This is a genomic window from Stenotrophomonas sp. STEN033 (assembly GCF_056856655.1).
In genome coordinates this window covers 163,342-184,899 of record NZ_JBXFWM010000001.1, presented here as the reverse complement: position 1 = coordinate 184,899, position 21,558 = coordinate 163,342, and the positions used below count along the sequence as shown (strand labels likewise).

Genomic DNA, 21,558 nt, shown 5'->3' with positions numbered 1-21,558 from the left:
AAGCAAGAGCTCCCCTCATCCGCCCCTTCCGGGGCATCCCCGCCTTCGCGGGGACAGGCTCTTCTCCCGTAAACGGGAGAAGGGACTAGCTGCAATCGCCAGCCATCGCCTGCGAGCCCATGCCCAACTTCCCCAGCCAACTCCTGACCTGGTTCGACCAGCACGGCCGCCACGATCTGCCCTGGCAGCATCCGCGCTCGCCCTACCGGGTGTGGCTGTCGGAAATCATGTTGCAGCAGACCCAGGTCGCCACGGTCATCCCGTACTTCCAGCGCTTCGTGCAGTCCTTCCCTACGCTGGCCGACCTTGCCGCTACCGACAACGATACGTTGATGGCGCATTGGGCCGGCCTGGGCTACTACGCGCGCGCGCGCAACCTGCATGCCGCAGCCAGACAATGCGTCGAGCTGCATGGCGGCGAACTGCCGCGCGATTTCGATGCCCTGCTTGCCCTGCCCGGCATTGGCCGCAGCACCGCCGGCGCCATCCTCAGCCAGGCCTGGAACGACCCGTTCGCGATCCTCGATGGCAACGTCAAGCGCGTCTTGACGCGCTATCACGGCATCAGCGGCTTTCCCGGCCTGCCCGCCATCGAGAAACAACTGTGGGCGCAGGCCCAGGCCCATGTCGCACAGGTACCGGCCGGGCGCATGGCCGACTACACCCAGGCGCAAATGGACTTCGGCGCCACCCTGTGCACGCGGGCAAAGCCCGCCTGCATCCTGTGCCCGCTGCAGAACAGTTGCGCCGCGCATGCGCAGGGTCTGGTCGATGCACTGCCAACCCCCAAACCCAGCAAGGTGCTACCCGAACGCGAGGCCAGTGCGCTGCTGCTGGAAGATGCACAAGGCCGCATCCTGTTGCTCAAGCGCCCTCCCACCGGCATATGGGCCTCGCTGTGGACCTTGCCGCAGGCCGAGACCGACACCGAACTACGCGAATGGTTTGGCGCCACGGTGAAGGGCGATTACGACAACGCCGACGAGCTGCCGCTGATCGTGCACACCTTCAGCCACTACCGCCTGCATCTGCAGCCACTGCACCTGCGCAAGGTCGCACTCAAGTCCAAGGTCGGTGACAATGCCGATCTACGCTGGGTAGCGCGTGACGAACTGGCCGCACTCGGCCTTCCCGCCCCCATCCGCAAACTGCTGGATCGTCATCCGGCGCATTGATTCGACAGGACCCCACCATGCCCCGCTCCGTCTTCTGCCAATACGAACAACGCGAAACCGAGGGCCTGGATTTCGTGCCCTATCCGGGCGAACTGGGCCAACGCATTTTTGCCAACATCGGCAAGCAGGCCTGGGCCGCTTGGCTGGCGCACCAGACCATGCTGATCAACGAAAACCGGCTGTCGCCGCGCGACCCCAAACACCGCGCCTTCCTCGAGGAAGAGCTGGTGAAGTACCTGTTCGCCGGCGGCGCGGAAAAGCCGGCCGGCTACGTCGCGCCGGAAGTGGAATAAAGCCGGACCCCTGTAGTGCCGAGCCATGCTCGGCAGGGGCATTCCCCGCGCCCCTGTAGTGCCGAGCCATGCTCGGAAGGAGCTTTACCGGCGGCGGTTGATCCGTGCATGAAGGCCCCTGCCGAGCAGGGCTCGGCACTACAGGGGGTGCTTCAATTCGTTTCGCGGCCCTGATCTGCGGCACGCTCGGAAATCTTGGCTTCACGCAGCTCCTTTTCAGAGGAGCGCAAGGCCTTCACGTCCAGCGGCTGGATGCTTTCGATCCGGCATGGCACATGGGCCATCGGCCCGGCACCATGCACGATGACGCGGTCAAACCGTGCCGACACCTGCCCCAACATATTGGTCACGGTGATCGCCGGCGAAAACGACAGGTCCGTACACGGCCCGCTCAGATTCAACAGCCAGGCTTCATTCGGGCGTGTCCATACCGCCAACGCGCTATCACCGAGCTCGGTCCAGCCGTTGAGCGAGCCGAAATACCGGAAGCTGTTGACCGGCTCACCAGCATGCGCGCGATACAGCTCAAGGCGCTCGGCGCTGGTCAATTTGCCGGTGGTCGCACACCCGCCAAGAACAACGGCAAGCAACGTCGCAACAAGTACTTTCTTCATGGCAGCAATCCTCTTTGAAGGAAACAACCTGGTTCCATGACCGCAAGCACCAACCAGAGCATGGTAGTCCCTTGGCGATCAGGGGACTACATCCGCCAAATACCGCCTAGACCCCACTGCTGGCCAGTTCATGCAACCGCCCCTGGCGCAACTCCAACACACGGTCCAGCTTGCGCGCCAGACTGCGGTCATGAGTGACCAGAACCAGGCTGGTGCGGTGGACGCGGTTCAACTCAAGCATCAGATCGAACACGGTCGCGGCGGTCTTGTCGTCCAGATTGCCGGTGGGCTCGTCGCCAAGCACGCAGCCTGGCTGGTTGACCAGGGCACGCGCGACCGCGGTACGTTGACGTTCGCCTCCGGACAGCTCGCCCGGCTTGTGATCCAGGCGGTGGCCCAGCCCAACCGATTCCAGCAGCGCCTTGGCGCGGACGCTGGCACCGGCCGGGTCACTGCCTCCCAGCATCACCGGAATCATCACATTCTCAAGCGCGGTGAATTCCGGCAGCAGGTGATGAAACTGGTAGACGAAGCCCAGTGAGCTGTTGCGCAGCTTGCCGCGCGCGGCATCAGACAGCGCCGACATCCGCTGACCGGCGACATAGACCTCGCCGGCAGTGGGAATATCCAAGCCGCCCAACAGGTGCAGCAAGGTGCTCTTGCCTGCGCCCGAGGCGCCCACGATGGCCACGGTTTCGCCCGCGGCCACGTTCAAATCCAGGCCGTCGAACACCGGCGTGTGCATCTTGCCTTCGGCGTAGGTCTTGCCCAGTCCCTCGGCGCGGATTACCGATTCCATCAATGCGTTCTCATTCATAGCGCAGCGCCTCCGCCGGCTGGGTGCGGGCTGCGCGCCACGCCGGGTACAGGGTCGCGGCAAAGCTCATCAGCAGCGCCACCACGGTGATCACCACGATGTCGCCGGTCTGCATGTCGGTCGGCAGGCCGGTGATGTAGTACACATCTTCCGGCAGCAGCTTGATGTTGAAGATGCTCTCGATCAGGCCAAGGATGCGTTCCAGATTGAGGGTCAAGGTGATGCCGCTGATCACGCCGACAAGGGTGCCGAACACACCGATCAAGGTGCCCTGCACCATGAACACCTGCATCACTCCGCCCGGCGTCAGGCCCAGGGTACGCAGGATGGCGATATCAGCCTGCTTGTCGGTGACCAGCATCACCTGCGAGGACACCAGGTTGAATGCGCCCATCGCCACGATCAGCGACAGCAGGATGCCCATCACCGTCTTTTCCATGCGCAGCGAGTGGTAGAGATTTGCGTTCTCCTGCGTCCAGTCACTCACCCGATAGTAACCGTTCAGGTTGACCGCCAGATCGCGGGCCACGGTATAGGCCTGGTCCATGTCGTGCATTTTCAGGCGCACGCCGGTAACACCGTCCATGCGCAGCACCCGCTCCATGTCCTGCATGTTGGTGAAGGCGACGCCGCGGTCGACTTCATTGGAGCCGGCCTCGAAGATGCCGCTGACCTTGAAGCGCTTGACCCGCGGCATGGCGCCCATCGGCGTGCCCTGCACCTCGGCCAGCGTCGCCACGACACTGTCGCCGACATCCACGCCCAACCAGATCGCCAGCTCCTTGCCGACCACCATGTTGAATTCGCCGGGCTGCAGGCTGTCCAGCTTGCCCTTGGTCATCTTCTCGGCCAGCACCGAGACCTTGGACTCCTGCGCCGGGTCAACGCCCTGGATGATCGCGCCCTGCACCCGCAGGCCGCTCAACATGCCCTGGATCTCGATATACGGTGCGGCACCGGCCACGCGCGGATCCTTGGTCGCCACGTCGATGGCGTGCTGCCAGTTGGCCATCGGCTCGCCATCGGCGCTGACCGTGGCATGGGCCGACATCTGCAGCAGGCGGTCGCGGATCTCCTTCTGGAAGCCACTCATCACCGCCAACGTGGTGATCAGCACCATCACCCCGAGCGCGATGCCGAGGATGGACGCCATGGAGATGAAGGAAATGAAGCCGTTGCGGCGCTTGGCGCGCAGATAGCGCAATCCGATTGCGACAGGTAAGGGTTTGAACATGCGTGTCTGCCCGTGAACTGGCAGCTATGGTGCCACTCCCGGCGGCTGGCGGGAAACGCCATGTGCCTTTACGGCCAGTCGCAGTTCACGTCGCCGCGCACGCGGCAAGGTATCCGGCCAGAACAGCAGCTGCCGGCACCGCCGGCCCGATCGCCAGCGCAACACCAGCAGCGGCCCCCGCTCCAGCAACTCGACCCGCTCCATCGGCATTCCATCGACGCTGGGCACTGCCGGCGGCGACGGTATCAGCAGTTTGCATCCGGGCCTGCGCGACTCCGTCCGCGCCTGCATCAGCCCCAGGGCAAACGCGCACGCTGCCGACGGCCAGGCCAGCGCGGGCGGCAGATCACAGTTCAACAGGGAAACGGCGGCGAGCGCCGCCAGGCCTGACAACGCGCCGGTCAACCAGCGCGACGGGCGCCACTCATACCGGAAGGGCGCGGATGTAACTGATGAGCGCTGCCTGCGACGCATCCGGACAGGCCTCGTAGCCCATGGACCAGCGCCACAACTTATCGTCTTCGGTCTCCAGCAACTGCAGGAAAACCTCGCGTTCGGCGGCAGGTGCATCCAGCCAGCGGCGGTCAAGATAACGGCCGAACAGCTGATCAAGCTCACGCATGCCGCGCCGGCAGCGCCAGCGCAGCTTCTTCAACAGGATTTCGTCTTCGGTCTGCATGGCTCTGAGCTCAAGCCCCTCTCCCGTTTACGGGAGAGGGGTTGGGGTGAGGGCAGCTCCTGGAGGAATTCATCCAGACCGCCACTCAACATTCAACAAAGGCAGCGTCAAAAGCTCCCCTCATCCGCCCCTTCGGGGCCCCTTCTCCCGCACGCGGGAGAAGGGAGAACAACTGCACATCAAGAGCTGGAACCCCAGCTTGCACCGGGGCAAGCCCGCATCAAGCGCGGCGCGCCATCATCAGCTTCTTGATCTCGGCAATTGCCAGTGCCGGGTTCAGGCCCTTCGGGCAAGTGCGTGCGCAGTTCATGATGGTGTGGCAGCGGTACAGCTTGAACGGATCTTCCAGATCGTCCAGGCGTGCGCCGGTGTCTTCATCGCGCGAATCGATGATCCAGCGATAGGCCTGCAGCAGGATCGCCGGGCCCAGGTAACGCTCGCCGTTCCACCAGTAGCTCGGGCAGCTGGTCGAGCAGCAGGCGCACAGGATGCACTCGTACAGGCCGTCCAGCTTCTTGCGGTCGTCCGGCGACTGCAGGCGTTCGCGGTCTGCCGGTGCCGGGGTCTGGGTGCGGATCCACGGCTTGATCGAGGCGTACTGCGCGTAGAAGTGGGTCAGGTCCGGAACCAGGTCCTTGACCACGTCCATGTGCGGCAGCGGGTAGATCGGCACCTCGGCCTTGCCGCAATCGGCGATGGCGCGGGTGCAGGCCAGGGTGTTGGTGCCGTCGATGTTCATCGCGCACGAACCGCAGATGCCCTCGCGGCAGGAACGACGGAAGGTCAGGGTCGGATCAATCTCATTCTTGATCTTGATCAGCGCGTCCAGAACCATCGGGCCGCACGCATCGAGATCGATCTCGTAGGTGTCGGTGCGCGGATTCTGGTTGTCGTCGGGGCTCCAGCGGTAGATCTTGAAGGTACGCGTGTTCTTCGCACCGCTCTTGGCGGGGAAGTGCTTGCCCTTGGTCAACCGGGAGTTCTTCGGGAGTGCAAATTCAGCCATGTTCGTAAGTTCCCCGGATCAGTAGACGCGCGGCTTCGGCGGCACCACGGACACGTCATCGCTGAGCGTGTACATGTGCACCGGGCGGTAATCGAAGCTGCACTTGCCCTTGTCGTCGACAGTGACCAGCGTGTGCTTCTGCCAGTTGACGTCGTCGCGGTCCGGGTAGTCCTCGTGCGCGTGGGCGCCACGGCTTTCCTTGCGCTGCTCGGCCGAGTTGATGGTCGCCACCGCGTTGAGCAGCAGGTTGTTCAGCTCGTAGGTTTCGATCAGGTCCGAGTTCCAGACCAGCGAGCGGTCGGAAACCTTGACATCCTGGAACGAGTCGAACACTTCGGCCATCTTCTGGCAGCCTTCTTCCAGCGACTTGCTGGTGCGGAACACCGCTGCATCGTTCTGCATGGTGCGCTGCATGCGGTCACGGATGACCGAGGTCGGCGTATCGCCATTGGCATGACGCAGCTTGTCCAGCAGGCCCAGCGCCTTGTCGCAGGCGTCGGACGGCAGGGTCTTGTGCGGCGCACCCGGCTTGATCGTCTCGGCGCAGCGGTTGGCCACGGCGCGACCGAACACCACCAGGTCGAGCAGCGAGTTGGAACCCAGACGGTTTGCACCGTGCACGGACACGCAGGCCGCTTCGCCGATGGCGTACAGGCCCGGCACCACCGCATCGGGGTTGTCGCCGACCTTGCGCACCACTTCACCGTGGTAGTTGGTCGGGATGCCGCCCATGTTGTAGTGGACGGTCGGGATGACCGGGATCGGCTGCTTGTGCACGTCCACGCCCGCAAAGATGCGCGCGCTTTCGGCGATACCCGGCAGCTTCTCGTCGATCACGCCCGGGCCCAGGTGGGTCAGGTCGAGCAGGATGTGATCCTTGTGCTCGCCGACGCCGCGGCCTTCGCGGATTTCGATGGTCATCGAACGCGACACCACGTCACGCGATGCCAGATCCTTGTAATGCGGTGCGTAGCGCTCCATGAAGCGCTCGCCACTGCTGTTGCGCAGGATGCCGCCCTCGCCTCGCACACCTTCGGTGATCAGGCAGCCGGCGCCATAGATGCCGGTCGGGTGGAACTGCACGAATTCCATGTCCTGCAGCGGCAGGCCGGCACGGGCCACCAGGCCGCCGCCGTCACCGGTACAGGTGTGCGCCGAGGTGGCGCTGAAGTAGGCACGGCCGTAGCCGCCGGTTGCCAGCACCACACCCTGCGAACGGAACAGGTGCAGGGTGCCTTCGGCCATGTCCAGGGCGAGCACGCCGCGGCAGACGCCTTCGTCGTCGAAAATCAGGTCGAGTGCGAAGTACTCGATCATGAACTGCGCGTTGTGCGCCAGCGACTGCTGGTACAGGGTGTGCAGGATGGCGTGGCCGGTACGGTCGGCGGCAGCGCAGGTACGCTGCGCGGACGGGCCTTCACCGTACTTGGTGGTCATGCCACCGAACGGACGCTGGTAGATCTTGCCTTCTTCGGTACGCGAGAACGGAACGCCGTAGTGTTCCAGCTCGATGATGGCCGGGATGGCCTCACGGCACATGTACTCGATGGCGTCCTGGTCGCCCAGCCAGTCCGAGCCCTTGATGGTGTCGTAGAAGTGGTAGCGCCAATCGTCCTCGCCCATGTTGGCCAGCGCGGCGGAAATACCGCCCTGCGCTGCCACGGTGTGCGAGCGGGTCGGGAAGACCTTGGTGATGCACACGGTCTGCAGGCCCTTCTGGGCCAGGCCAAACGTTGCACGCAGGCCAGCGCCACCGGCGCCGACGACGACCATGTCGACCTTGTGTTCAGTAATGTTGTAAGCGGACATGTATCAGTTCCCAAACGCGATGCGGGCGACCGCAAAGATGCTGACGATGGCGCCGAGCACGGCGACGAACTTGACCGTGGTCTGCAAGGCCAGGGCCATCAGCGAGTTGTGGATGTAGTCCTCCAGGACCACCTGCAGGCCAAGCTGGGCGTGCCAGAACATGGCGACCAGGAAGCCGCCCAGCAGGATCGCGTTCCACGGCTTGGAAATGGTTTCCACAGCGGTAACGTAATCGGCACCCATCAGGCTCAGCACCAGGCACAGGAACCAGATGGTCAGTGCGACCAGGGCGGTTGCAGTCAGGCGCTGGTGAACGAAGTGCTCGGTGCCGGACTTGGCGCTGCCAAGCCCACGCGCGTTCTTCAACGGGGTACGGTACTTGCTCATGCGCCAGCTCCCATGCAGACGTAGGCCCAGATCAGCGCGGTCAGCACCAGCGAAGCGATCACCGACATCCAGCTGCTGCGGATGAAGGTGGCCTTGGCGTAGCCGATGGCGAAGTCCTGCACGATATGACGAATGCCATTGCACAGGTGGTAGGCGAAGCACCAGCTCCAACCGAACAGGATCACCTTGCCGTACCAGGCACCGGCATGGGTGGTGAAGCAGTTCCAGGACTCAGGGCCCATCATCAGGGCGAACAAGCCGCCTGCGATGATCAGGGAACCGACAGTCAGAATGATGCCGGTTACTCGATGCAGGATCGAGGTGGCCATCTGGATCTGCCAGCGATACACCTGCAGGTGCGGAGAAAGGGGGCGGGGTCTGTTCGCCATTCGCTGACTCGTATCTCGGCTGGGCGGCTCAATGCCGCGTTGGCTCAACGCTGCTCAGAAATCGATGCAGCGCCCGTTTTTCTCCCAATCGCCATACCGCACCGGATCAAGTCCGCCGCGGCCGCCTATTTCCTGGGGCACCGGAGTCACCTCGGGAAGCGGCTGCTTCGCGGGGACCAACGGGGCTTCAGCTTCGGGCTCGGGAGTGGGGGTTGTTTGGCCTATCATTAGTGGTCTCGCAACGCACAAATTTTAGTCCTCAGTCACGTGTCTGACAACCTCGCCCCTGCTTTCACCGGTTTCCGCACACTTTCCAAGGCTCAGATCGTGAGCCTTGCGGGAGCCGATGCGGTCGCTTTCGCCCAAGCTCAGTTCGCCAATGACGTGCCCTCGCTGGCCGACGGTCACTGGCAATGGAGCGCCTGGCTGACCGCCAAAGGCCGCGTGCTGTCTATCTTTCAGCTGCTACGGGTGGACGCACAGACCCTGCTGCTGATCTGCCACGACGGCGGTGCCGAGGCCATGGCCGAGCAGTTGCGACGTTTTGTATTCCGCCGCAAGGTCGTCATCAGCCATGCCAGCGCGCTGGCAGTGAACGCGGCGCTGGATGTGCCCGCCGCGGCGCATGGCGCGCAATTGGCGCAGCTGGCCGATGCGGTCATCGAGCTGGATGTGGGTAGTGCGGAGGTTCCACGCACCCTGCAGATCAGCAGCGTGGCCGCTGCCGTCGACGACACGGCTGAATTGGCCTGGCGCCAGTCCGACCTGCGTTTCGGCCTGCCGCGCCTGGATGATGCCCAGCGCGAGCAGTGGACGCCGCAACAGCTCGGACTGGACCGACTGAACGCCTATAGCGTCAAGAAAGGCTGCTATCCCGGCCAGGAAATCGTTGCCCGCACCCACTTCCTGGGCAAGGCCAAACGCTCGCTGGCACTACTGGAATGCGCATCATTCGCAAATTCTGGTGCCGCGGTCCAACATGGCGAAAGCAACATCGGCACCATTGCAAGCGTGGCCGGCCCGCTTGCACTGGCTGTACTGCCCCTGGAATTGCCGGAAGGGCAGCTTCTGGTCAATGGCGAGGCCGCCAGCATCCAGCCGCTGCTGGAAGGCCTGGCCCGCTGAGACCCTGTAGTGCCGAGCTATGCTCGGCTGAGGCTTTACCGGTAGAGCCTCTACCGAGCATGGCTCGGCACTACACGGCATTCCCGGTAGAGCCTCTGCCGAGCATGGCTCGGCACTACATGGCATTTCCGGTAGAGCCCCTGCCGAGCATGGCTCGGCACTACATGGCATTTCCGGTAGAGCCCCTGCCGAGCATGGTTCGGCACTACATGGCATTTCCGGTAGAGCCCCTGCCGAGCATGGCTCGGCACTACCGGTCAGGTTCCGGCTTCGATGCGATTGCCACTGGCCACTTCAAAAAAATGCAGCTTCGGTGCGCTCACCTCAACTGCGATCTCCTGCCCAACCTGCGGCAGCTGCTGCGGCGGCACCCGCATGACCAGCGCCTGCTCGCCATAGCGCAGATTGACGAAAATCTCGTTGCCTACCGGCTCCACACCTTCGATGCGCGCATTGAACGCCGCCGGAGCATTGCCAGGCTGCAGATGCTCAGGCCGCACGCCTACAACCAACGGCTTGCCAATCCACTCCGCGCCCAGCGCGACAGCGCCCAACGCCACTTCGCCGCCCTCGTCCAGCCGCAGCACCGCAGCACCCGCGGCATTGCGCTGCACCTGCCCACGCAACATGTTCATCGCGGGGCTACCGAGAAAACCCGCAACAAACAGATTGACCGGCCTGTCATACAGCGCCATCGGCGTGTCTATCTGCTGGATCACGCCTTCGTTGAGCACGACGATGCGCTGCCCCAGCGTCATCGCCTCGACCTGGTCATGGGTGACATAGATCATCGTGGTACCGAGCTTGCGATGCAGTTGCGCGATCTCGGTGCGCACCGAATGACGCAGCTTCGCGTCCAGGTTGGATAGCGGTTCGTCCAGCAGGAACACCTCCGGCTCGCGTACCAGCGCACGGCCAAGTGCAACGCGCTGGCGCTGACCACCTGACATCGCGCGCGGCAGTTTGTCCAGCATCGATGTCAGGCCCAGCGAATCGGCGGCATCCTGTACACGACGCTGCACCTCGGCCTTGTCATGCCCACGCAGCTTCAAGCCGAAGCCCAGGTTCTCTGCAACAGTCATATGCGGGTAGAGCGCGTAGTTCTGGAACACCATCGCGATGTCCCGATCCTTCGGCGCGACGTCATTCACCACCCGCTCGCCGATGCGCAGGCTACCGGCCGTGATCTCCTCCAGCCCCGCCACCATTCGCAGCAGTGTGGACTTGCCACAGCCCGATGGCCCCACCAGCACCATCAACTCACCATCGGCGATGTCGAAACTGGCGCCGGCCACGGCCACCTGACCGTTGTCATACACCTTGCGCACACTGTCGAATTGAACCTTGGCCATCACTACCTCGTCGCGAATCGAAACCTGGCGCTGCAGAACACTTGCGTTACAGCAAGAGAACAGTTTCCTGCAATCGTATACATCCGAAACATTGTGCACGGTAAGCATATTCATATGGCACCATCGCAGTCGCTCTTACATGGCACCTGCGCTCCGCTGCACGGACCCGCTTCCGCCTTCTTGGCATGCTGCATTGCACAAGCCCAGGTTGCCCACGCCCGCCCCCTCGCGCCGATGGACGCGGACGTCCCCATCGCGGCGCAGGCCTTGAAGACGAACAATTGACAACGATGTCATCCGCACCCGAAACTCGCGCAATGCACGACACCCTCTTCCTGTTCGGTGCCACAGGCGATCTGGCCCAGCGTTATCTGTTCCCGTCCCTGCTACGCCTGCTTGGCGACGGCCTACTTCCTGAAGATTTCCGCGTCCGTGCGCTGGCCTTGTCGCCGCATGACACCGAGAAGTTCCGCGACATCCTGCGCCCACGGCTGGAAGCCGCGATGCCCCATGCCAGCCAGGAGGACATCGGCAACCTGCTCAACCGCATCGACTATCGCTCGGTGGACCTGCGCAATGCCGAATCGGTCGCCGAGGCGGTCAAGGACCTGGTGCACCGCAAGTGCGTGAGTTATCTGGCGATCCCGCCGGGCCTGTACATCTCCACCTGCGAAGGCCTGGCACTGGGCGGCGCGCTGGCTGCACCCAACCGCCTGATGCTGGAGAAGCCGATCGGCTCGGACAGCGACAGTGCCGAGGAGATCCTGCAGTCCATCGGCCAGCTGATCGACGAAGACCGCGTGTTCCGCCTGGATCACTACCTGGGCAAGGCGGCGGTGCAGAACCTGATGGCACTGCGCTTCGGCAACACCTTGCTGGAAGCGGTGTGGAACCGTAACTACATCGCCTCGGTGCACATCCTCGTCGCCGAGAGCGACGGCGTGGATGGCCGCGACTCCTATTACTCACGTTCCGGCGCCCTGCGCGACATGGTGCAGAGCCATATCCTGCAGCTGCTGTGCCTGGTCGCGATGGAGCCGCCGGCATCGCTGGAAGCCGACCGCATCCGCGACGAGAAGGTGAAGGTGCTGCGCGCCCTGCGACCGCTCGACGCCAAGCACGCGGCCAAGGACAGCGTGCGCGGTCGCTACACCGCCGGCACCATCAACGGCCAGCCCGCGCAGGCCTACCAGCCGCCGGAAGGCAGTGAAGCGGAAACCTTTGTCGGCGTCACCGCGCATATCGACAACTGGCGCTGGGCCGGCGTGCCCTTCCATCTGGTTACCGGCAAGCGCCTGCCCGAGCGCACGACCCGCATCGAGGTCAACCTCAAGCCGGTGACGCATTGGTTGTTCGAGCGCCCCGACCGCAAGAACGCAACCCCCAACCGCCTGACCTTCCAGTTGCAGCCGCAGGAGAACATCCAGCTCGGCCTGATGAGCTCGCTGGCCGGCCCGGAATGGGGCGCACTGGAACTGCAGCCGCTGGAGCTGGAACTGTCGGTTCCCACCGGCCTGCACCGTCGCATCGCCTACGAACGCCTGTTCCTGGATGCGTTCAACGGCAACCACGCCCTGTTTGTGCGCGATGACGAAGTACGCGCGGCCTGGGCCTGGATCGACAGCGTCAGCGACGCCTGGAAGGCTGCCGACCTGCCGATGCAGCCCTACCCCGCCGGTGGCTGGGGCCCGCAGCTGGCGCAGGATTTCCTACCCGAATCCATCGCCGCCGACGCCGGTCCGGAGCAGGGGCTGTGAGCCCCAGCGCTGACCTGATACTGGTAGCGGATATTGGTGGCACCAACGCGCGCTTCGCCTTGGCCGACCGTTCCGCCACCACGCCGCTGGATCAGGGCAGCATCGACGAGTATCCGGTGGCGCAGTTCGCGTCACTGGCCGATGCCGCCGCGCATTACCTGCAGCAGCGTGGAGCCAGCGCCACCAGTGGCGTGTTCGCGGTCGCTGGCCGCGTGGATGGAGACGAAGCGCGCATCACCAATCACCCGTGGGTCATCTCGCGTGCGCGTACTGCCGAGCAGCTCGGCTTCGGGCAGCTGCACCTGATCAACGACTTCGTCGCCCAGGCCATGTCGATCGCCCTGCTCGGCGTTGACGATGTGGTGCAGGTTGGCGGTGCCGGTTGGCAACCCGCCGCCGAAGGCGAATCACGCAACTACTGCGTGCTTGGCCCCGGCACCGGCCTTGGGGTTGGCGGTCTGGTGGTACGCGATGGTCGCAACTACCCACTGGCCACCGAAGGCGGCCATGCCAGTTTTGCGCCGAACTCCCCCGAGCAGATCCGCATCCTGGAGATCCTCTCGGCGCAGTTCGGCCGTGTCTCCAACGAGCGCCTGGTCTGCGGCCCCGGCCTGGTCAATATCCATCGTGCGATCTGCGAGATCGCCGGCACCGACCCGGGCCTGCTGCAGCCGGCCGACGTCAGTGCCCGCGCTGCCGACGGCGATGCATTGGCAAGCCGTGCGGTTGAAGTGTTTCTTGAAATTTTCGGCGCCGTCGCCGGTGACGCAGTACTGGTGCAAGGCGCCTGGGACGGCGTGTTTCTCACCGGCGGACTGGTTCCGCGCCTGTTGCAGCAGCTGCAGCATTCCGGCTTCCGCCAACGCTTTGAGAGCAAGGGCCGGTTCGCCGCGACGATGTCGCAGATCCCCTCGATGGCCATCATCCACCCCTGCCCCGGGCTGCTGGGTGCCGCCGCTTATGCGCTGGACATGCAGCGCGCAACCCCTGGAGTGTCCGCATGAACGCCGCTGTTTCCGACCGCATCACACTTGTCCGCCACGCTGACGAAGAGGCCTGGACCGAAAGTGTCGCCAAGGAAATGGCAGCGCTGTTGAGTGCGGAAATCGCGCAACGCGGGCGCGCCCGCATGTTGCTGTCCGGCGGCACCACCCCGGCTCCCATCTACGAAACCTTGTCCGACCAGGGCCTGGAATGGGCACGGGTCGAGGTGGGCCTGGCCGATGAGCGCTGGCTCTCCCCGCAGGACAAGGACAGCAACGCCTGGCTGGTGCGCGACAGCTTCCTGCGCCATGCCGAAGGCGCGCATTTCGACCCGCTGGTGCGCGTTGGCCTGCCCATCGCCGAGTGCGTGCATACCGCCAATCTGCTTGCCACCCATTCGCAGCCGGCTTGCCTGGTGGTGCTGGGCATGGGCAATGACGGTCATACCGCGTCGCTGTTTCCCGGCTCGGCGGATCTAGCTCAGGCACTGCAGAGCAAACATCCCTACGCTGCTTTGGATGCGACCGGCTGTCCCGTCGCCAAGCATTGGCCACTGCGTATCACCCTGACCCCGCATGGCCTGGCTTCGGTCAACCAGCGCCTGCTGCTGCTACGTGGCAAGCAGAAGCTCGATGTGCTAAACGCCGCGCTCGCCTCCGGCGATGTCCTTGCCTACCCGATCCTTGCCGCCATCAATGCGCCCGGCAACAAGCTGCGCGTGCATTGGGCACCGTAACCCGGCAAATGGCGACTCGGGAATTGGGAATGGATAGCCCAGGTTGTTCCCCATCACCAGCGGCCTGATCCGACCGCAAACCCATCGTCCGAGCACTACCAGCAACCTCCCCCCATTCCCAGCCATAAAGCCATGCATCCTAAAATCCAAGCCATCACCGATCGCATCCGCCAGCGCAGCGCCCCGTCGCGCGCGGCTTATCTGGCCGGGATTGATGCCGCGCTGCGCGAAGGTCCGTTCCGCGCACGCCTGAGCTGCGGCAACCTGGCCCATGCCTTTGCCGCCTGCGGCCCGACCGACAAGGACCGCCTGCGCGGTGACGTGACGCCCAACCTCGGCATCATCACCTCGTACAACGACATGCTGTCGGCGCACCAGCCATTCGAGCATTACCCGGAGTTGATCCGCAATGCCGCACGCGAGCTCGGCGCTACCGCCCAGGTTGCCGGCGCGGTACCGGCGATGTGCGACGGCGTCACCCAGGGCCGTGGTGGCATGGAGCTGTCGCTGTTCTCGCGCGACGTGATTGCACAGGCAACGGCAATTGGCCTCAGCCACGACATGTTCGACGCCACCATCTATCTGGGCGTCTGCGACAAGATCGTGCCCGGCCTGTTGATCGGCGCCCTCGCCTTTGGTCACCTGCCGGCGGTGTTCGTGCCGGCCGGACCGATGACACCGGGCATCCCGAACAAGAAGAAAGCCGAAGTCCGCGAGCGCTACGCCGCCGGCGAAGCCAGCCGCGAAGAACTGCTGGAAGCCGAATCCGCCTCGTACCACGCGCCGGGCACCTGCACCTTCTATGGCACCGCCAACTCCAACCAAGTCCTGCTGGAAGCGATGGGCGTGCAGCTGCCGGGCGCCTCGTTCGTCAACCCGGAACTGCCGCTGCGCGACGCCCTCACCCGCGCCGCCACTGCACGCGCACTGGAAATCAGTGCACTGGGCAATGATTTCCGCCCGTTTGGCCATCTGATCGACGAACGCGCCATCGTCAACGCCGTGGTCGCCTTGATGGCCACCGGCGGCTCGACCAACCACACCATCCACTGGATCGCCGTCGCCCGTGCCGCAGGCATCGTGCTCACCTGGGACGACATGGACGAGCTCTCGCAGATCGTGCCGCTGTTGGCCCGCGTCTACCCGAACGGCGAAGCCGACGTGAACCGCTTTGCCGCTGCCGGTGGCCCGGGTTTCGTGTTCCGCGAACTGATGGACGCCGGCCTGATGCATGCCGATGCGACCACGATTGCAGAAGGCGGCATGCGCGCCTTCGCCCAGGAGCCGCGCCTCACCGACGGCAAGGTCAGCTACGTGCCCGCCGCTGAGGTCAGCGGTGACGAGGAGGTGGTGCGCCCCGCCTCCAATCCGTTCGAGGCCCAGGGCGGCCTGCGCCTGCTGCGCGGCAATATCGGCCGCTCGCTGATAAAGCTGTCGGCAGTGAAGCCGCAGTACCGCACCATCGAGGCGCCGGCCGTGGTCGTCGATGCGCCGCAGATCCTGAACAAGCTACACGCTGCCGGCGCGCTGCCGCAGGACTTCGTCGCCGTGGTGCGCTACCAGGGCCCACGTTCCAACGGCATGCCGGAACTGCATTCGCTGGCGCCGTTGCTGGGCCTGCTGCAGAACCAGGGGCGTCGTGTTGCACTGGTCACCGATGGCCGCCTGTCGGGCGCCTCCGGCAAGATCCCCGCCGCCATCCACGTCACCCCCGAAGCAGCACGCGGCGGCCCGATCGCACGCATCCGCGAAGGCGACCTCATTCGCCTGGACGGTGAAGCCGGCACGCTGGAAGTACTGGTCGATGCCGACGAATGGGCTGCGCGCGGCGTTGCCGCCAACACCGCGCCGGCCGGCTCGGACATGGGCCGCAACCTGTTCGCGATGAACCGCCGCATCGTCGGTCCTGCCGATCAGGGGGCTATCTCCATTTCCTGCGGCCCGGCCCGTCCCGATGGCAGCCTGTGGGACTACGACGCCGAATACGAGCTTGGCCACGACCACGCCGCAGCCGCTGCCCCCCACGAAGCCAACGACGCCTGAGATCCAGGATTCGCGAAGACTTTTATCAAAGAGGACTCCATGAACATCGCCCAATACCAGGACCGCGCCGAGCAGCTCTTGAGCGCCGCCGGCATCCTGCCAGTCGTTACCGTGCACACCCTCGACCAGGCGCGCGCGGTCAGCGCCGCCCTGCTCGAAGGCGGCCTGCCCGCGATTGAACTGACCCTGCGCACGCCGGTAGCAATGGAAGCGCTGGCCATGCTCAAGCGCGAACTGCCGGATGTGGTGGTTGGCGCAGGTACTGTATTGACCGTCGAGCAGATGCAGCGCTCGATCGACGCCGGTGCCGATTTCATCGTCACCCCGGGTACGCCCGCGCACATGGCCGACGCCTTGGCTGCCGCGCCGTTGCCGGTGGTTCCGGGCGCGGCCTCGCCGACCGAGTTGCTGGAACTGGTCGCGCGCGGCTTCCGCATCTGCAAGCTGTTCCCGGCCACGGCCGTCGGTGGCCTGGCAATGATCAAGGGCGTTGCCGGTCCGATCCCGGAGCTCAAGCTCTGCCCCACCGGCGGCATCACCGAAGCCACCGCAGGCGATTACCTGTCGCAGAAGAACGTGGTCTGCATCGGTGGCTCGTGGATGGTGCAGGACAGCTGGATCCGCAACGGTCAATGGGACGAAGTGAAGAAGTCCGCCGCCGCTGCCGCCGCCATCGTCACGCAGGCCCGCGCTGGCTGACACAAAGCAGCTTCTTTTGTAGGAGCGGCGTAAGCCGCGAAGCCGACAGCATCGAAACCACCTGCATCCACTTCCCCAGGTTCCGACCAGGAAGCGGGTACCGTGCCGGGCGTGATCTGCACGCAGCATCAGCTTCGCGGCTTACGCCGCTCCTGCAAGCATTTTCCGGGAAAGCCCCTGCCGAGCATGGCTCGGCACTACATCATTGCTCCCGACCTTTGGCCGCAAGCCAACGGGGGCGTGTTGGTTTCTTTTTTCAGACCCGACGGAAGTTCTTCCTCTCCCTCTCGTCGACTGGCCTGCGCCTCGGTATTCGAGGCGCAGTTTTTATTCCTCAACGCTTGCTGCGTTCACTGCGACGCAACTCGGCGGGAATTTCGATCTCGACTTTCGCAGGCAGGCTGCCGACATGCAGCTCATTGCCCAGCCACTGTGCCGGTTCGCCATTGATCGTCGCCTCTCCAGGCGAGCCCTCATAAGGCCATTGCAGCAACAGCCCAGCCGCTGGCAGGCGCAATCCTTCCGACACCTGCAAGGTCAGCTGCTTGTCACTGCGCTGCAGCGTGTAGCTCAACATCCCGTGCGAGGTATTCAAATCCTCTATGGCGATGCCCTTGCCCGTCAGCCAGCTGGCGGGCACGCCCGCAGCGAGCACGATCGGGCCGTCGACATCATGCTCGTACGCGAACATATCCAATGCCGAACGCACGAAATCCGAAGCCACCCAGGCATGCGGCAGGTCACCGACAAAGAACGGCTGGCGCGGCGTCGATGACACCACTTCGGCCCACTGGTTCCATGCCGGCGGCGCACGGTCCTTGAAGAAGAACTCGGTGGCTTCCCAGGCCCGTGCACGCCAGCCCAGGCGCACGAAGGCGCTCACGTTGCGCCACTCGTAGGGCGTGTAGTCCTTCCATTGCCGCTTGCCGTCTCGGCGTTCGACGAAGTTCTGCCAGTAACGCTCGAAGGTATTGTCCAGGGCGGGCTGCGGCAACCTGCCCTGCTCCCCCCCTGGCGCCAAGGCAATCGTGGTGGAGGTGGCGTCGAAGTCACCCAGCTCCACCGAGCCGGGCAGATAGTCGATCTTGTGTGCCGCCATTGCCGCCCGCAGTGAATCATCCAGGTCCTGGCGGAACTGGTCACGCGACGCAGCCATGGTCAGCGCTTCGCTTTCCAGACCCAAAGCAGCGGCCATGTCGGCTGCGTCCTTGTAACCGCGCAGCGCCCAGAAGTTGTCCCAGTACGAATGCACCGGCTTGGCCGAATAGCCTTCGTGGCTGATTGAAGCCGGCATCATGCCGTAGAAGCCGGTGTTGCGTTCACGGTTCTCCTCGGTACGCTCGCTCAGCCGCAGCTGCTCCATGTAGTTCCAGGCCTTCTGCACATGCGGCCACATCTGCTGCAGGAAGGCTGCGTCACCAGTGTGCCGCCAGTACTCCGCAATGGTGTAGATCAGCTCGCCATGACTGTCGTTCTCCGGCACCGGGTCGCTGCCGCGTGCATCCACGCAGCATGGCACCATGCCGCTCTCGAACTGATATGGCGCATACCAATCCACGTACTGGCGCACCGCATCGGCGCGCCCCATCCGCAACAGGCCTTCGGAAATCATCGCGCCATCGCGGATCCAGCTGCGCGCATAGGAACGTGTCCCGGGCTGCAGGCTGGGTCCAACCCGTGAGATCAGCATATGGGCGAGCGCGGTCCGCAGCGTATTTGCCAACGGCTGACCCGCCTCGGGCACGCGCAGCTTGAGCTGGTCGAGCTTCTGCCGCCACATCGTAGCAACCTGTTGCTGCGCCTTGTCGGCATCGAACCTGGCCGGCATCTGCCAACTGCCAGTCTGTGGCAGCACCAGCACTACTTCGCGACGCTGGCCCGGCTCCAGTTTCCAGTTGTAGACCAAAGCACCCGAAGCCAAGCCGGTGGCGTCGCGAACCTCCTGCGTGGTTGGCAAGTTCTTGTCAGCCAGATGGGTGACATCCAGCTTGCTGTCGAAACTGCTGGCAAAGCCCGTATCTGCCGGAAGCGAGGTATACACGCGCGGCTGGCCATTGACGCTTATCTGCCCGGTCCGCACGGCCAGATTGTCGATACGACTGACGCCACCGACCGTGTTGAGAAACTGGCTGGGTGGATTGACCTGGAACGGCCGCACCGCCAGCGCCAACCGGTACTCGTGCGCGACCTTGTCCGTATTGCGCAGCTCGTAACGCGCCACCAGCTGCGCCTGCTCCGGCCGGCCCTGCACGAAACCGCTCACGTTCAAACCAAATTGATCGTGCTGCCAGGCCACCGCCGGCATCGGCAGATACCCGTCCTGCAGACTCTGGCTGGACTTCACCTCCGCCCAACCGAGCACCTTACCATCGAGCACCACGAACGGCTCGATGCTGAAGCCCCCCTTCACCGCCTCCAGTGCGCCGTCCTCGCTGATCAGCGCCTGCTCGCGGCCGCCATCCAGGCCCAGAATGGTCCAGTACGGCTGCTCCCCACTGAAGCCACGCGGCAAGGAACCGCGCGGCAGATCAGCGGCGATAGAGCGGATGAAATCATTCGGTGTATTGGCAAACGACAAGGGCTTGAGGCTGATATCGCGGATGCCATAACGCCAGTTCGGGCCATCGACCAGATCGAAGCGCAGGTAGCGCGCCTCGGTTTCCGGCAATGCCAACCAATCCCTGCCGCCGCTGCCGCTGGTGACTTCACGCAGCGTCTTCCAGTCGCGGCCATCCGTGGACGAACGCACCACGTAGCGCGACGCTTCCAGGCCCGGTGCCCATTGCACCACCGCCCCGCCGAACTCGCGCACCTTGCCCAAGTCCAGGCTGACTGTCTGCTGCTTTACGCCGCCACTGATCCACAGCGTATCGGGCTTGCCATCAGCGATGCGCTGCTGCAGGGCGGTCGCGGTATCGGCGATCACCGTGGTGGTCAATGCCGAGTTGTCTTCCTTCGGCAGCGGCTGCAGGGTCAGCTGGTCAAAGCAGACCGTGCCGCGGCCGCCGACCTTGCTGTAGATGGTGAACTCCACTGCCGCACTGCGGCGCAGGGTCTTGTCCTGGTCTGGCCCCCAGGCTTTCTCGATATGCCGCTTGCGGTAGCTGATGCGGGTCCAGTTCTTCGGGAAGGTGAAACCTGGCCGATTCACCCACCAGACATTGTCGCCACTTGCATCGACCAGCTTGAACTGCAGGTCGTTGGCCGGCGAGTCACCGCGCAGGTCGAAAGACAGCTGGTAATTTTCCGGCCAGGTCACATCCAGCGGACGGCGGATACCGACGTAGCCGGAAACCTCATGGAAGTCATAGTCCAGGCACAGCGCGCGGCCGTTGTTGCCGGCAACCGGGCGCAAGGAGCCACTGACCTGCGGCGAGGTGATCAGCTGCCACGCAGCAATATCGTCGAACTTGGCCAACACGGCAGCGCTGGCCGGTTGCACCCACGCCAGTAGCAAACACAGCAGACCGAACGCGTAACGCATATTCATCACCAGAATCCTGATTCACCACCGGCAACAGCAGCCGGATTTTCGCAAAGATCAACGCCATTCGCGGCGGTATGTTTCGTACGGAAGTGCGGCGCTACGGCCCGGTGGCAGCTCGCTCCGCATCAACCCTTGACGCTGCCCAGCAACAGACCCTGGATGTAATAGCGCTGCAGCACCAGGAAAAGCAACAGCACCGGCAGCACCGTGACCACGGCACCAGCCATCATCATTTCCACGTCCATGATGTGCTCGCGCGACAGGCTGGCCAGCGCGACCGGCAAGGTGTAGTGCTCCTGGTCGGTCAGCACGATCAGCGGCCACATGAAATCGTTCCATGCCCCCATGAAGGTGAAGATCGCCAGCGTCACCAGCACTGGCTTGAGCATCGGCAGCACGATCTGGAAGAAGATCCGCGCCTCGCTGGCACCGTCGATACGCGCCGCTTCCAGCAGTTCGTCGGGAATCGAGCGCGCGTACTGGCGCACCAGGAAGATACCGAACACGCTGGCCAGTGCAGGAACCACCACGCCACCAAAGGTGTTCACCAAGCCCATCTGCTTCATCAGCAGGAACAACGGCAGCATCGCTACCTGCGCAGGGATGACCAACGCAGCAAGCAGCATCTGGAACAGCCGCTCACGGCCGGCAAAGCGCAGCTTGGCAAAGGCATAGCCGGCCAGGGTATTGAACAGCAGCGACCCCAGGGTGATTGCAATCGACACCAACAGGCTGTTGACGAAGTTGTTGCCCATGCCAGTGCGGGCGAACAGCGCCTGGTAGTTGGCCAACGTGGTGTGCGCCGGCAGCAACGGCGGCGGAAACTGCGATGCCTGCCCGCTGGGCATGAACGACACCGACAGCATCCACGCCAACGGCGCCAGGCTGATCACAGCCAACAGCAGCAGGCCGCCGTTCACCCACCACGCGTGCCAACGCGACTGCCCGATCTCCCGGCTTATACCTACCCGG

At 64.2% G+C, this 21,558-nt stretch carries 21 protein-coding genes; 8 read left to right on the top strand and 13 right to left on the bottom strand.

Going from position 1 to position 21,558, the window contains the following annotated elements:
• Positions 1–119: 119 nt before the first annotated feature.
• Both mutY and AC1VXC_RS00880 read left to right on the top strand, forming a co-directional pair.
• Positions 120–1,175, top strand: coding sequence for an A/G-specific adenine glycosylase (mutY, locus tag AC1VXC_RS00885; RefSeq protein WP_313169756.1), 1,056 nt, complete (start codon positions 120–122; stop codon positions 1,173–1,175).
• 17 nt (positions 1,176–1,192) lie between these two features.
• On the top strand, positions 1,193–1,468 hold the full coding sequence (locus AC1VXC_RS00880) for an oxidative damage protection protein (protein WP_481538111.1): 276 nt from the start codon (positions 1,193–1,195) through the stop codon (positions 1,466–1,468).
• A gap of 152 nt (positions 1,469–1,620) precedes the next feature.
• On the opposite strand, the gene AC1VXC_RS00875 is transcribed toward AC1VXC_RS00880, so the two are convergent.
• The 10 genes from AC1VXC_RS00875 to AC1VXC_RS00830 all read right to left on the bottom strand — a co-directional run bounded on the left by AC1VXC_RS00875 (position 1,621) and on the right by AC1VXC_RS00830 (position 8,631).
• A complete protein-coding gene (locus AC1VXC_RS00875; protein WP_313169754.1) occupies positions 1,621–2,082 on the bottom strand; it encodes a DUF6491 family protein in 462 nt (153 codons plus the stop codon).
• Positions 2,083–2,188: 106 nt separating this feature from the next.
• Positions 2,189–2,899, bottom strand: coding sequence for a lipoprotein-releasing ABC transporter ATP-binding protein LolD (gene lolD / locus AC1VXC_RS00870; RefSeq protein WP_313169752.1), 711 nt, complete (start codon positions 2,897–2,899; stop codon positions 2,189–2,191).
• On the bottom strand, positions 2,892–4,133 hold the full coding sequence (locus tag AC1VXC_RS00865) for a lipoprotein-releasing ABC transporter permease subunit (protein ID WP_481538110.1): 1,242 nt from the start codon (positions 4,131–4,133) through the stop codon (positions 2,892–2,894). The genes lolD and AC1VXC_RS00865 overlap by 8 nt, the downstream gene beginning before the upstream one ends.
• A 24-nt stretch (positions 4,134–4,157) precedes the next feature.
• Complete coding sequence (locus AC1VXC_RS00860) at positions 4,158–4,526, bottom strand: hypothetical protein (RefSeq protein WP_481529299.1); 369 nt, start codon at positions 4,524–4,526, stop codon at positions 4,158–4,160.
• 31 nt (positions 4,527–4,557) lie between these two features.
• Positions 4,558–4,812, bottom strand: coding sequence for an FAD assembly factor SdhE (locus AC1VXC_RS00855; protein WP_481529300.1), 255 nt, complete (start codon positions 4,810–4,812; stop codon positions 4,558–4,560).
• A 220-nt stretch (positions 4,813–5,032) separates the two neighbouring features.
• On the bottom strand, positions 5,033–5,818 hold the full coding sequence (locus AC1VXC_RS00850; RefSeq protein WP_313169744.1) for a succinate dehydrogenase iron-sulfur subunit: 786 nt from the start codon (positions 5,816–5,818) through the stop codon (positions 5,033–5,035).
• A gap of 18 nt (positions 5,819–5,836) precedes the next feature.
• Entirely contained in the window at positions 5,837–7,627 is a 1,791-nt protein-coding gene (gene sdhA / locus AC1VXC_RS00845) for a succinate dehydrogenase flavoprotein subunit (protein WP_313169742.1), read from the bottom strand.
• A 3-nt stretch (positions 7,628–7,630) separates the two neighbouring features.
• Positions 7,631–8,014 (bottom strand): succinate dehydrogenase, hydrophobic membrane anchor protein, encoded by a 384-nt coding sequence (sdhD, locus tag AC1VXC_RS00840; protein ID WP_303746727.1) that lies wholly within the window; start codon positions 8,012–8,014, stop codon positions 7,631–7,633.
• Positions 8,011–8,403: a succinate dehydrogenase, cytochrome b556 subunit gene (gene sdhC / locus AC1VXC_RS00835; RefSeq protein WP_313169738.1), complete on the bottom strand. Its 393-nt coding sequence runs from the start codon at positions 8,401–8,403 to the stop codon at positions 8,011–8,013. Before sdhC ends, sdhD begins: the two co-directional genes overlap by 4 nt.
• A gap of 54 nt (positions 8,404–8,457) precedes the next feature.
• The gene (locus tag AC1VXC_RS00830; RefSeq protein ID WP_313169736.1) at positions 8,458–8,631 is read right to left on the bottom strand and encodes a DUF1674 domain-containing protein; all 174 of its coding nucleotides are present in this window, start codon (positions 8,629–8,631) and stop codon (positions 8,458–8,460) included.
• 39 nt (positions 8,632–8,670) lie between these two features.
• Here AC1VXC_RS00830 and ygfZ point away from each other — a divergent pair, with 39 nt between their 5' ends.
• A complete protein-coding gene (gene ygfZ / locus AC1VXC_RS00825; protein ID WP_313169734.1) occupies positions 8,671–9,528 on the top strand; it encodes a CAF17-like 4Fe-4S cluster assembly/insertion protein YgfZ in 858 nt (285 codons plus the stop codon).
• Between the two features lie 257 nt (positions 9,529–9,785).
• Here the strand turns inward: ygfZ and AC1VXC_RS00820 are convergent, their stop codons facing one another.
• Entirely contained in the window at positions 9,786–10,880 is a 1,095-nt protein-coding gene (locus AC1VXC_RS00820) for an ABC transporter ATP-binding protein (RefSeq protein WP_313493791.1), read from the bottom strand.
• Between the two features lie 185 nt (positions 10,881–11,065).
• On the opposite strand from AC1VXC_RS00820, the gene zwf reads away from it, so the two are divergent.
• The 5 genes from zwf (at position 11,066) to eda (ending at position 17,099) form a co-directional block, all read left to right on the top strand.
• The gene (zwf, locus tag AC1VXC_RS00815) at positions 11,066–12,637 is read left to right on the top strand and encodes a glucose-6-phosphate dehydrogenase (protein ID WP_481527866.1); all 1,572 of its coding nucleotides are present in this window, start codon (positions 11,066–11,068) and stop codon (positions 12,635–12,637) included.
• Entirely contained in the window at positions 12,634–13,641 is a 1,008-nt protein-coding gene (glk, locus tag AC1VXC_RS00810; RefSeq protein ID WP_313169730.1) for a glucokinase, read from the top strand. Before zwf ends, glk begins: the two co-directional genes overlap by 4 nt.
• On the top strand, positions 13,638–14,357 hold the full coding sequence (gene pgl / locus AC1VXC_RS00805) for a 6-phosphogluconolactonase (protein ID WP_313169729.1): 720 nt from the start codon (positions 13,638–13,640) through the stop codon (positions 14,355–14,357). The genes glk and pgl overlap by 4 nt, the downstream gene beginning before the upstream one ends.
• 132 nt (positions 14,358–14,489) lie before the next feature.
• Complete coding sequence (gene edd / locus AC1VXC_RS00800) at positions 14,490–16,400, top strand: phosphogluconate dehydratase (RefSeq protein WP_481539236.1); 1,911 nt, start codon at positions 14,490–14,492, stop codon at positions 16,398–16,400.
• Positions 16,401–16,439: 39 nt separating this feature from the next.
• Positions 16,440–17,099 carry a bifunctional 4-hydroxy-2-oxoglutarate aldolase/2-dehydro-3-deoxy-phosphogluconate aldolase gene (gene eda / locus AC1VXC_RS00795; protein ID WP_481539235.1) on the top strand — a complete coding sequence of 220 codons (660 nt, stop codon included), beginning with the start codon at positions 16,440–16,442 and terminating at the stop codon, positions 17,097–17,099.
• 334 nt (positions 17,100–17,433) lie between these two features.
• Here eda and AC1VXC_RS00790 read toward each other — a convergent pair whose 3' ends face one another.
• Positions 17,434–20,583 (bottom strand): discoidin domain-containing protein, encoded by a 3,150-nt coding sequence (locus tag AC1VXC_RS00790; RefSeq protein ID WP_481539238.1) that lies wholly within the window; start codon positions 20,581–20,583, stop codon positions 17,434–17,436.
• Positions 20,584–20,711: 128 nt separating this feature from the next.
• The gene (locus tag AC1VXC_RS00785) at positions 20,712–21,548 is read right to left on the bottom strand and encodes a carbohydrate ABC transporter permease (protein WP_303750027.1); all 837 of its coding nucleotides are present in this window, start codon (positions 21,546–21,548) and stop codon (positions 20,712–20,714) included.
• Positions 21,549–21,558: the final 10 nt, after the last annotated feature.